Here is a 12,975-nt window from a genome sequence, read left to right on the forward strand (position 1 = left end):
TCGTAACGTCCGTACCAGTTGTTATATTGGATAAATTAGAATACTTTATTCATGGCTGTCTCTGTCAGCTTTTTCAATAAGGAATGATAGATATTTTCAATGTCACTTTTCTGTGGAACTTTAGGGTTGGTTATGATTCCATTTCCATTCAGGGCATCATTCACGAGCAATGGTATATTCTCTCTGAAATCCTCGATATCAATATACTTTAAGCCATCTTCCCAGATTTGAAATTGATCATTATAGTAATCTAGCTTTGTACGCGTTTTTTGTGCTAACTGTTTCGGATTATCTTTTTCCTCTTCACCGAATTCTATTGCAATTTCTGCATACCTTTCTTCTGCTTCTTCCAATCCAAGATCAACAACAAACGGTAACAGCAAAGCAATACTCAATCCATGCGGAATATGGAATCTAGCCCCCAATGGTCTTCCGGCTGCATGCGCAAGATTTGTAGATGCATTGGAAAAAGCTATTCCTGCATAACAACTGGCGAGCAGCATCTGCTCTCTTGCCTTGATATCTGAACCATTCTTATATGCGTTTGGCAGTGCCTTTCCAATCAAGCGGATAGCATTAAGCGCATAGCTATCTGTAGTATCACAAGCCAAGGTTGAAACATATGCCTCCATCGCGTGTGCCAATGCATCCAGTCCAGTATATGCAGTGAAATGCTTTGGCAGACTTGTTGTTAGTTCCGGATCTAAAATAGCGACATCCGGAACCAAATCCTTATGGCCTGGATTCATCTTAATATCTGTTTTCATATCCTTTATAACCATTACTTTTGTCGCTTCAGAACCAGTACCTGCTGTTGTAGGTATGGCGATTAGCGGCAGCCTTTTCAAGCGATTCTTGGAAGTAATCTCATCCCAGGCTAAATCGATATTGAGAGCAAATAGAGAAACCGCTTTTGCAATATCAATTGCACTTCCCCCACCTATTGCCACTACACAGTCAGCTTGGGAAGTGTGTAATAGATTTAACGCAGACTCTAAATGATCCGTTGTAGGTTCTCCCTGATAATCTGAGAAGAAGGTAACCTCTAATCCTTCCTTCTGCAGAATATGACCTATACGCTTATCTAATTGAATATCAGAGGTTACTAGAAATCCATCAATCACAACAAATAGTTTCGATGCATCATTTCCAATTGCAATTTCCCCTAATTGCTCAAGACTATTTGGTCCCACAGCAATTTGTCTTGGTAAATAAGTTGATGACATCTTCTTACCTCCTTTATATAAATATATAATGGAAACAAATGAAATTTCCTAAATTGAATCACTCCTTTCAGGCCAGATATTTTATTTCAGCCCGTTATTTCATAAAGCTTACTAGCCACAAGCTGATAGTAGGTATATAGGTCACCAACAGCAATATAACAATCATTGTCACAAGCAATGGTCTTATTCCCTTTATAACATCCTCAATCCTCAGCTTTGCTACCCCCGCCGCTACAAAGAGATTGACTCCAACCGGCGGCGTAATGAATCCAATTGCAAGGTTAAATATCATGATCAAACCGAAGTGTACAGGGTCAACTCCTATTGCAACTGCCATAGGAAGTAATATCGGAGTCAGGATCACTATCGCAGCAAGCGCTTCCATTACAAGACCAACAAGTAACAGGAATGCGTTCAGCAATAGTAGGATAACCCATTTGTTTTCACTGATAGCCAATACTGCATTCGCAACTGTTTCTGCCACTTTTTCCAGCGTTATCAGACGGCCAAATATACTAGCCATAACAATCAGCAAAATAATTACTGCGGAAGTGACACCCGCTTTGGACAGGTTCCTGTAAAGACCCCTTATATCCATATCCTTATATACAAACATTCCTATCACAATCCCATATGCGGCAGCAACTGCTGCTGCCTCTGTCGGTGTCATAAATCCCCCGTAGATTCCACCTAATATAAATATAGGGACTAACAGTGCAAGTTTTGCATCCCATGCCGCTATAAGTGTATTTTTCATGCTAAATGTTGTCTTATCACCCTGCCAGCCATTCCTTTTAGCAATAAAATAAGTAACAACAATTAATGCCAAACCTGTTATTACACCCGGGATTATCCCTGCAATAAATAACTGCGAAATGGATTGTTGAGAAACCACCCCATAGATTACTAGAGGATTACTTGGAGGTATGATAACACCAATAGTCCCTGCTGCCGCTACAATGGCTGTAGCAAATCCTGGCGAATACCCTTGTTTAATCATAGCTGGTATAAGTAAAGTCCCAATGGCAGCAACGGTAGCTGGTCCTGACCCGCTGATAGCAGAGAAGAACATACTGGTTACAATTGCTACAAGTGCCAACCCCCCTGGCAAAAATCCTAATAATTCATCTGAAAGCCTCAGGAGCTTTTTTATGATGAATCCTCCACCCATGATGATTCCGGCGGCAACAAAGAAAGGAACAGCCATGATTGGAAAGTTGTCTATACTGGTAAAAGCTGTCTGCGGCAAAAAATCCATAGGTATAGCATTTGTTGCTAGTACAGTAGCCAAAGTACTGACTCCTAGTGCAAACGCTATTGGCATACCGATAATAATGAATAATACAAAATAACCAAAAAGCAGCAATGTAATATCTGCTTCTCCCATTACTATTACAGGCAGTATAAGCAGTAAGGCAATGAAAATACCGATTAATCCATCTTTAATTTCCATTTCTCTTGTGTCTTCCAGTAGATTTTGAACCAAGCGAATTGCAATTAGCAGAAAGCCTATTGGCACTGCACTATACGGTATTGCCATAGGAATAGATAGGGCTGGGGTTGACTGTGCAGTTTCAAACTGGAACATGATTAGATTGAATCCATTTGTTACGATCATATAGCTGAAATAGAGCATAAAAATGGTGTTGGCAATTTGGATTGATTTCTGCATCCCTATCGGAAATTTATCCACCAAAGCTGTAACCTGAATGGAATCCCGATTTTTAATTGCTAAACTGGCACCGAGAAAGGAAACGAAAATGAAAATATAGCGGGATACCTCTTCCGTCCAAGTCGTTATATTAGCAATCTCAATAAACGGGAGAACATACCTGTTCAATACTTGCAAATTGATTAGGAGAATAAATGTTAACATGCCAATTACAATCAAAATCTCTTCAAAATGCTGATCAATGAATTTTATCGTCCTTAGAAATCTGCTTTCTTTTCTAAACATAGGTGCATTCTGATTATCCAGCTGCTCCACTGGGCTTAATTCCTGACTCACATAAGTTCAGCTCCTTAATCCCAACCATCATCTAATCGGGATAATTTTTCAGACCCAAATATTATTCAAAAATAGTTTCTTTGGTCTTCCCAAGAGTTTCTAAAATTATATCCACATACTCTGGCTCGGCTTCTCCTTCTCGGACAAAATCATCCCATACAGCTTTGACTGATTGCTTCCATATTTTCATTTCCTCAGGAGTAGGTTCATAGATTTCTATACCATAATCAACAAATTGCTGCTTCGCTTCTTCTTCCCTTTGATTAGCAAGTTCACGTTGCCAAATTGTCGCTTCTGCTCCAGCTTCCATTATGATGTCCCGATATTCTTCTGGCAGGGAATCAAAAGTTTCTTTGTTCATTACGACTATGTCGGAACTATAGTTATAATTCACTTCCGTTGCATAGTTTAAGACTTCCTGGTGTTTGGAGTCCCATAGAAGCGAATAACTGTTTCCTTCTCCTTCAACCGTTCCTTGCTGCAAAGCGGTAAATACTTCGGACCAGGCAACTGGCGTTGGACTAGCACCAAATTGATCGAAATCGGCCTGTTCAATTTTTGAATTCGTAGTCCGGATTTTTAATCCTTTTAGATCTTCTGGAAGTTTAATTGGTCTGACATTGTTCACTACTTGGCGGAATCCATAATCTGGGAAGAAAATCACTTTGAAACCGGAATGTTCCATTTCATCCCTGATGATCTGTCCAGGCTTGCCATCAACTGCTTTATATACTTCATCTTTATTTTCAAAAATGTACGGTAAATCCCAGGCTGTAAAATAATTGGTAAAGCTGGTCATATTAGGTGTTGAAGAACTCGCAAGCTCAAGACTGCCCCGTTGTGCACTTTCAATAACTTCCCTGTCACTGCCTAGTAAAGAATCATGGAATGTCTCAACTATAATTTTCCCTTCCGATTTTCCTTCTACCAGTTCAGCAAATTTATCAATCCCTTGGGATACTGGATGATTTGCTGCTTTTGATTGCCCTAATCTTAATGTGATTTCTCCTGTTTCAGCATTAACATTCTTATTAAGTGCATCCTGTCCGATAAAAACGATACTAATAAAAGTAAGAATTACTAGAATTAAAATTGCATTGGGCTTCATTTTCCCCATCTATTTCAACCCCTTTCCAGTTTGATAACGCTTTCATAAAATTTCTATTTAAACTTTCGCTTTGTCTTAATACGGAAAATATACATATCAGGACGATATAGACCCTCGTAAAATTCAACGACTTTTCCGTACCGGCCATATATCTTTCTCTCTGCGCTAAGCACATTTGAAGAGGATGTAATCCCTAAATTTACCGAGTCCTTCTCATTTATAAGCACAGATGAAATGGACTGCTCTGCCTCTAAAAGGCTAATATGCAATTCATTCTCAAGCAAATCATAAATTGTAGCTGTATTCAAATCAAAATTTGCCAGCTTTTCACCAATTTCCACCGGGTAATAATGTCTTTCGATTGCTACGGGGAGACGATTGGCAAAACGTAGTCTTTCAATAAGAAAAATTTCATTATATTGTTCATATACATCCAAGCGGTTCACCGTTCGCCCAGAAAATAAAAGTTTACTACTTGGCATCATTCCCATCTTTTTGACGGTATCCGTAAAACTATTTAATGAGGTTAGCCATTCCTGAATAGGTGCCTGCTTCGAAATAAATGTACCTTTCCCATGAACTTTTTGAAGTTTTCCTTCATTCACCAAATTTGCTACCGCTTCCCTAACAGTCGTTCTGCTAACCGAAAACATATCCATCAATTCTCTTTCACTAGGTATTTTCTCTTCATATGCCCCCTTTTGAATATCCTTTTCAAGTAAATTACTTATTTGCACATGCAAAGGGATAGGTAAGTCAGAGTTAATCATTTTTATGCTCCTTTTTTCTAAGAGAGGTAATGATGTTGCTACCAGTTTGGACATTAATCTTATCTGATGTTAGGTTAATTAAAACAGTTGATTTTTGATAAGTCAATACTTTCAGTAAATTCAAATTATCGAAGATTCTAATGATGATTATAAGATATAGTTATAAACTAAATCTACATAAAACAAATGGAACAGCTGGCTATAGCTGCTCCATTTTCATATATGTTTCTACCTCGTCAATTCCACCAAAAACATACTGATCTGCGGGATATATGTTATCAGGAACAAAATTGCCAGCATCGTTATCAGCAATGGAATGACCCCTTTAATGACTTCCTCTATCTTAAGTTTCATGACACCTGCCGATACAAAGAGATTAACGCCCACTGGTGGTGTAATCAATCCGATAGCAAGGTTCATGATCATGATGATGCCAAAATGGATTGGATCAACTCCAATCTCCATAGCCATCGGCAGCAGAATCGGGGTTAAAATTACGATGGCCGCCAATGCCTCCAGCACCAGACCTACAAGTAAGAGGAATACATTTAATAATAACAGGATGATTAACTTATTTTCACTGATCGATAACACAAAATCAGCAACTGTTTCTGCAACCTGCTCTAATGTTATCAGACGCCCAAAGATATTTGCCATGACAATCAGCAGGATAATAACCGCTGACGTGATACCTGCAGAAGCAAGGCTTTTATATACTCCCTTCAGATTAAGGTCTTTATAAACGAACAAGCCAATAATCAATCCATATGCAGCGGCGACTGCAGCTGCCTCAGTCGGAGTCATAATGCCCCCATAGATGCCTCCTAGAATAATAACGGGAACAAGCAGGGCGAATTTGGCATCCCAAACGGCCTTTAATGTTCCTTTCATGCTAAAGGAATCCCTGTCACCGCTCCACCCTTTTCTCTTAGATATAAAATAAGTGACCACCATCAGCCCTAATCCAGTCAGTACACCTGGGATGATTCCTGCCATAAATAGTTCTGTAATGGACTGCTGGCCGACAACCCCGTAGATGACCAGTGGATTACTCGGCGGGATTATGATTCCGATTGTACCCGCAGCAGCCACAACTGCGGCAGAGAAACCAGGATGATATCCCTGTTTGATCATGGCCGGGATTAACAGCGTACCGATTGCTGCCACTGTTGCAGGACCGGACCCACTGATTGCTGAGAAAAACATGCTCGTAACTACTGCCACAAGTGCCAGACCTCCGGGGAGGAAGCCGAGTAATTCATCAGAAAGTTTCAATAGTTTTTCGATAATACTGCTGTTCCCCATAATAATCCCAGCAGCAATAAAGAAAGGAACCGCCATAATTGGGAAACTGTCAATACTTGTAAAAGCGGTTTGCGGAAAGAAATCGACAGGTATTGCATCGGTCGCCATGACGGTTGCCAGGGTGCTGACACCTAATGCAAAGGCAATTTGCATACCTAAAATGATAAACAAGACAAAATAACCAAATAAAAGCAATGTTATATTGCCATCCTTAAACACGATTGCAGGTAAGATGAATAAAACGGATATTCCTGCCGTCAGCAGCCCATCCCTCACAGACATCCCTTTAATATCTTCAATCAATGCCTGGATTAATCGAAAGCCCATAAACAGAAATCCCATCGGCACGGCACTATATGCTAAAGCCATAGGAATCCCAAGTGCTGGTGTGACCTGATTTGTTTCCAGTTGAAACTGAATCAGATTGAAGCCGTACATTACCATCAAATAACAGAAATAAAGCATAAAAATACTGTTCGCTGCATCAATTGCATATCGTATATGCTCCGGAATGCGATCTATTAAAATACCTACTCGAATATTTTCCCGCTTTTTGATCGCCAGACTCGCTCCAAGGAAAGAAACAAATATAAAAATATACCGGGCAATCTCTTCTGTCCAGGTCGTAATGTTCCCAATTTCAATAAAGGTTAATACATAGCGATTCACAACTTGAAGGTTGATTAAAATGATGAAAACAGCAAACCCTGCAACAATGAGGATTTCTTCAAATCGATTATCTATCATTGCCCAGGTACGCTGCAACCCGCTCCTATCCTGCATAGGCGGTTTATCATGATGGGGATTTTCCCCAGTAATCACAGTATCCCGTGTCATTTATTCAGCCCCTAATCTTAGAATCTGTTTATATTAATCATTCATTCAAAAATATCTTCCTTTGTCTTTCCAAGTGTTTCTAGAATAACTTCTACATATTCCGGATCCGATAATCCTTCAACTACAAACTGATCCCAGACAGGTTCTACCGCCTGTTTCCATTGTTTCATTTCTTCCTCTGTCGGTTCATAGATTTCAATGCCATAATCTATGAATTGCTGTTTGGCCTCTGCTTCACGTTCGTTCGCCACTTCACGCTGCCATTTTGTTGCCTCTTCTCCAGCTTCCATAATAATTTTCTGATGGTACTCTGATAGTCCTTCATATCTATCCAAATTCATGACGACAATGTCCGAGCTGTAATTATAATTGACTTCTGTCGCATAATCCAAAACCTCCTGGTGCTTCGAATCCCAGAGCAATGAATAACTATTGCCTTCCCCTTCTACTGTTCCTTGCTGAAGGGCGGTGAACACTTCCGACCACGCTACAGGTGTAGGATTTGCCCCATACATATTAAAGTCTGCCTGCTCTATCCTGGAATTCGTTGTTCTTACTTTCATGCCTGCAAGATCTTCAGGCACCTCTACAGGACGCACATTGTTTACTATCTGACGGTATCCATAATCCGGAAAAAATATTACTTTGAATCCATATTCCTCCATTTCTTTACGTACTATCTCACCCGGTTCACCATCAATCGCGGTATAAACCTCTTCCTTATTTTCGAAAATATATGGCAGGTCCCAAGCTGTAAAATAGTTCGTGAAACTGGTCATATTAGGTGTTGATGAACTGGCCATCGCAAGGCTGCCCATTTGAGCACTCTCAATGACTTCACGGTCATTTCCAATTAATCCATCATGAAAGGTTTCGACTACAATTTCACCATTTGACTTCTCCTTCACTAATTTCGCAAACCTATCGATTCCTTGGGATACGGGATGTGTTGCAGCTTTTGCCTGTCCAAGACGCAGCTGGACCGTACCCGATTCCTTATTTCCAGCATTCGAACTTAAAGTCATATTGCCTAACAGGATTAAGCTGACAAAAATGATTGCCATTATAATTGGCGTAAAAATCTTTTTTAAGGTCATATCAGTTCTCCCTTTTCTTTGATTTCAACGCATTTTAACTGAATATTCAGATTTTAAATTCCGTATAATATTAGCTAAATTCGGCTAAATACAGCAAATTTCCATGGTTGAAAATGTCTATTCATTTTTTGAGTGGGTACTTTTTGTATGCTGTGGGTTACAAAACGGATCTATTGCCTGCAGGTATAAAATAGAATCTCATGTTAGGTTTACATAATAAAACAGTTAAACAAAGATGTCAAACATTTGCGTCAATATTGAGAATAATTCATTAACAGTACTTATATCCAATCTTTTTTATTTTCTCTATTTCAATCACTTTAGAATCTGTTCATTGTATGTATCAATGTCCATCTCTTCTCCTTCCACTATCACATATCTATGGTTTTCTTTTTTGACGATCCAGACCTTGATGAACGTCTCGCCAGTTTGTCCGGCTACCATATTCCATTCACCATCATATCTAGTATTAAATTTCTCCACAATCTCTTGGCGCAATTGACCTTCCTTAATTTCCTTCATATTCATCAGCTTTACACCTTCACTATTTCGAACATCTTCCGCCAGTCCATCAGACAATCCCTCCAATGAACGTTCTTCCATGAAATCATCAGAGAAATAGGTGCCAACCAGTTCATCATTTTCCACCAATGCCGCTTCATGGGCAGCCTCGACGATAGATACCACTGTAGGATTAAGGCATCCCGCTAAAAGAAAGAAGGGAATAATAATGGCTGCATGAATCAATCGTTTCACGATAACAGGACTCCTTATCATTTCATTTTCTTTTAAATTGTAAGGGATATTCTCATAAACTTCAAAAATAAAAGTGGTGCAGGATTAGATATCCTGCACCACTTACTCTATTCATCCAAATTGGCGATAATTTCACTGATATATGCTGCTACATCATCTATCTCCTGTTCGGTAAGGGTTCCTTCAAAGGATGGCATCGATTCTCCGCCTTCTTTAACCCTTTTCATTACAGCATCTTTATCTGGAGCAATGCTGCTTGTTTGGAGATTAGGTCCATTATGGCCATTTGCCCCTTCTGTACCATGGCATGCAAGACAATTAGCCTCATAGATAGCAGATCCGCTTTCCGTTTGACCTTCAGATGAGGATACAGCGTCATTTTCCTCATCGTCCAATGTTTCATCACTTCCGCCTTCTTCCCCGGTTTCTCCATCTTCAACGGCGGCATCGGCAGGCTTTACCACATCATCGACTGACTCAATTTCTCCATCTAAAGAGAATGTCCAGACTGAATCTCCATGTTTACTGCCAGCCAATGAGTTCCCCGCTGCAAAGACGGTAATATATTGCTTCCCATCAATTTCATAGGTAATAGGAGGCGCATTCACTCCAGCATCTGTCATAAATTCCCATAACTGGTCACCGGTAGTTGCATCATAGGCTATGAATCTGCCATCATTATGACCGACAAATAGCAGATTTCCTTTCGTCGTCATTGCACCGCTATAGGCCATCGAATCCCAGACTTGCTGCCATACAACGGTATTCGTCTTAACATCCATTGCAGTTATTGTCCCTCTAACCGGTGCATCGGTTACAGGTGCCATAATGCTTCCAACCCATGCATGCCCCTCTTCAATCTCATCTGGATTGAATTCTTCGTCACTGCGGGTATATGCCATATACTGATCTGTTCCAAGTACATAGAAATATTCCGTATTTGGGTTATATGCTGATGGCGGCCAGTTCGCTCCACCGAACGGAGATGGTTTTAAGGTAAGCGGTTCTTCCCAGAACGGAGTGAAAATCCCGCCGTATTCCCCTTCAAACGCATCTGACATATCCCTTTCAATATCCTCAGGAGTTATATCCTGTGGTACGAAAGAGTCACCCTTTGGAATCGGCTGAGTAGGTGATGTTTTCTGCCTTTCTTCCTGTGGAACTGGCGTTTCTTCAATACCAATTAGTGGCTCACCATTGGTCCGGTCAAGAAAATAAATCCATCCGGTTTTCCCTGCCTGCCCAAGTCCCTTGCGTGGTTCTCCATCAATCTCCACATCAAACAGGATAATCGGATTGGGTGAATCTAAATCCCATATATCATGATGCACCTGCTGAAAATGCCATTTATACTCCCCGGTTTCCGGATCTAAAGCAATAACAGAATCTGAATAGAGGTTATCCCCTTCCCGGCTGCTGCCATCAAGGTCTGGAGCCGTATTTCCAGTTGAAAAATACATTAGCCCTAATTCCGGATCAACGGCCGGGGTCTGCCAGACAGGCGCTCCACCGGACATCCACGCCTTATTATCCGATGGCCATGTCTCATGTCCCTTCTCACCAGGACCCGGAATAGTATTGAAGCGCCATAATTCACGTCCCATTTCTGCATCAAATGCTGTCAGACGCCCGCGGATTCCATACTCTCCGCCAGAAACACCGGTATACACCTTTCCATTGTAATACAATGGCGCATTCGTGATAGTATAGCCCTTTCTCCAATCATCAACAACAGTCTCCCAAACTACTTCTCCTGTCGTCTGATCCAGAGCTACCAATCTCGCATCCAATAGTCCAACGAACACCAGCCCTTCACCGACAGCTACACCTCTGCTGGTCCAGCCGCAGCATACTGTAGTCAGTTTGTCAGTAATATGGGGTCTATATTCCCAAATTGTTTCCCCTGTAACAGCATCGAGTGCGAGCACATCATTGGCACCAGTAATTACATACATAACACCATCATAAACGACCGGAGATGCTTCACCCGAATATTTAAAATCAAATCCCGATCCAAGATTGGCAACCCATTCTCCTTTTAAATCTCCAACATTAGATGTGTTTATCTGATCCAAAGGCGAGTAGCGCTGATTGGAAAGATTCCCTCCATTTGTTAGCCAATCACTCTTTGGAAGCGCTGTCAATTCGTCAGCCGTAAAAGCAGGCGCAACTTTAAATTCATAGGGCTTATGCTGTTTTACGACAGCTTCCACTTCTGCATCACCAGCAGCCGGTTCTTCTGTTTCCTCCTGTTCACCCGTTTCTACCGCTCCTTCAGGCTCTTCAGCTTCCGGTTCTTCTGTCTCTACATCCGGTTTTGCTACCTCTGGTTCTTCCGTATTCTTACCAACTTGCGCAAATATGATAAAGACAATGACTAAAAAAGAGAAAGCAGCAACACTCCAGACTATTTTGTGGCCATTACTCATAAAAACACCCCCTGTTTATTAAATACGTGTAAAAATACAAGCAGCCAAGTCCCCCTTTCAAGTAAATATTGAAACTAATACATTATATGCACCTTCTCTTTTTAGTAGTCTTTTCCCGTGCAACTTTTTTACTAGAATAAGTGAAATATAGTTAATTTTAAGCATAAAAAATGACACCCAGTCAGCGGGCGCCATTTTGTTTTAGGTTATGGAATTGTGGCAGGTCTTATGGTTTTAAAATTACTTTGATGCAATTATCTGCCTGCGCATTAAATACCTCATACGCATGTGCGGCATTGGTCAAGCTCTCTCTATGCGTAATAATATCTGTAGGATTGAATACACCTTCCTCCACCATATTATATAATTCCGGCATATAATGGATGACAGGTGCCTGTCCGGTTTTTACGGTGACATTTCGTGAAAAGATGGATTGCAATGGATATGCAGTTGCTGGGGAACCATACACACCCGTCAATTGAATCGTACCGAATTTCTTGACTGAATGTGCAGCAGTAATAATCGGATCAATCGAGCCAATCTGCCCAGTCAGGGTTTTCAGATGCTCTTTTACTGTTACATCTCCATCCATCCCGACACAGTCAATAACTGCTTCAGCTCCACCTTTTGTAATCTCATGAAGATGCTTACCGATATCATCAAATTCTTTAAAATTATACGTCTCTACTTTATTTGTCTTTGCAGCATGCGCTAAGCGGAATTCATTGTGATCAACGGCGATTACCCGTTTTGCCCCTTTTAGCCAAGCAAATTTCTGAGTCATCAATCCAATCGGTCCGGATCCAAGGACGATTACCGTATCCCCTTCCTTTACCCCGCTATTTTCAATACTCCAATACGCTGTTGGAACAACATCGGACAGAAAGAGCAAATTTTCGTCATCAAGCTCACTGCTTTCTGGAACGACAAATGATGAAAAATCGGCATATGGAACACGAAGGTATTCAGCCTGTCCACCCGGATAATCTCCAAACATTTCCGAATAGCCAAAGTAGGCACCAGTATCCTGATGTGGATTGGAATTATCACATTGGCTCTCCATTTGATTTTGGCAAAAGTGACATTCCCCGCAGCTTACATTAAATGGAATAACTACCCGGTCACCCTTTTTAACCTTTTTCACACCGGGACCGACTTCTTCAACGATCCCCATCGGCTCATGTCCAATCACATAATCCTTGCTCAGCGGTATCGTGTTTCTATACAGATGCAGATCTGATCCGCAGATAGCTGTAGTTGTGATTTTGACAATCATATCCGTGTCCTTTTGAATCTTCGGGGCTTCTACATCTTTCACTTCGACCTTGTTCTTTCCCTGGTTTGTTACTGCTAGCATATTGGTCACTTCCTTAACAGTTTTATTTTTCTTTGCCCTGATTAAGGAAAATGTAAACATATTATTTACTAGTGCTATTGAG

Annotated in this window: 9 protein-coding genes; all 9 read right to left on the reverse strand. The window is 40.8% G+C overall.

The window, feature by feature from the left end; all coding sequences use genetic code 11:
* Window positions 1-35 precede the first annotated feature (35 nt).
* Window positions 36-1,226 (reverse strand): iron-containing alcohol dehydrogenase, encoded by a 1,191-nt coding sequence (locus OMHG_RS02100; protein WP_010647915.1) that lies wholly within the window; start codon window positions 1,224-1,226, stop codon window positions 36-38.
* Window positions 1,227-1,320: 94 nt separating this feature from the next.
* Window positions 1,321-3,234 carry a TRAP transporter large permease gene (locus tag OMHG_RS02105; protein ID WP_010647916.1) on the reverse strand — a complete coding sequence of 638 codons (1,914 nt, stop codon included), beginning with the start codon at window positions 3,232-3,234 and terminating at the stop codon, window positions 1,321-1,323.
* 61 nt (window positions 3,235-3,295) lie between these two features.
* On the reverse strand, window positions 3,296-4,351 hold the full coding sequence (locus OMHG_RS02110) for a TRAP transporter substrate-binding protein (RefSeq protein WP_010647917.1): 1,056 nt from the start codon (window positions 4,349-4,351) through the stop codon (window positions 3,296-3,298).
* 44 nt (window positions 4,352-4,395) lie between these two features.
* A complete protein-coding gene (locus OMHG_RS02115) occupies window positions 4,396-5,112 on the reverse strand; it encodes a GntR family transcriptional regulator (protein WP_010647918.1) in 717 nt (238 codons plus the stop codon).
* A gap of 228 nt (window positions 5,113-5,340) precedes the next feature.
* The gene (locus OMHG_RS02120; protein ID WP_010647921.1) at window positions 5,341-7,254 is read right to left on the reverse strand and encodes a TRAP transporter large permease; all 1,914 of its coding nucleotides are present in this window, start codon (window positions 7,252-7,254) and stop codon (window positions 5,341-5,343) included.
* 41 nt (window positions 7,255-7,295) lie between these two features.
* The gene (locus OMHG_RS02125) at window positions 7,296-8,351 is read right to left on the reverse strand and encodes a TRAP transporter substrate-binding protein (RefSeq protein ID WP_010647922.1); all 1,056 of its coding nucleotides are present in this window, start codon (window positions 8,349-8,351) and stop codon (window positions 7,296-7,298) included.
* A 315-nt stretch (window positions 8,352-8,666) separates the two neighbouring features.
* Window positions 8,667-9,107: a hypothetical protein gene (locus OMHG_RS02130; protein WP_010647924.1), complete on the reverse strand. Its 441-nt coding sequence runs from the start codon at window positions 9,105-9,107 to the stop codon at window positions 8,667-8,669.
* A gap of 107 nt (window positions 9,108-9,214) precedes the next feature.
* Entirely contained in the window at window positions 9,215-11,536 is a 2,322-nt protein-coding gene (locus tag OMHG_RS02135) for an outer membrane protein assembly factor BamB family protein (protein WP_010647926.1), read from the reverse strand.
* Between the two features lie 226 nt (window positions 11,537-11,762).
* The gene (locus tag OMHG_RS02140) at window positions 11,763-12,893 is read right to left on the reverse strand and encodes a zinc-dependent alcohol dehydrogenase (protein ID WP_010647927.1); all 1,131 of its coding nucleotides are present in this window, start codon (window positions 12,891-12,893) and stop codon (window positions 11,763-11,765) included.
* Window positions 12,894-12,975 lie beyond the last annotated feature (82 nt).

Source organism: Oceanobacillus massiliensis str. N'diop (assembly GCF_000285495.1).
GTDB classification, from domain to species: Bacteria; Bacillota; Bacilli; order Bacillales; family Amphibacillaceae; genus Oceanobacillus; species Oceanobacillus massiliensis.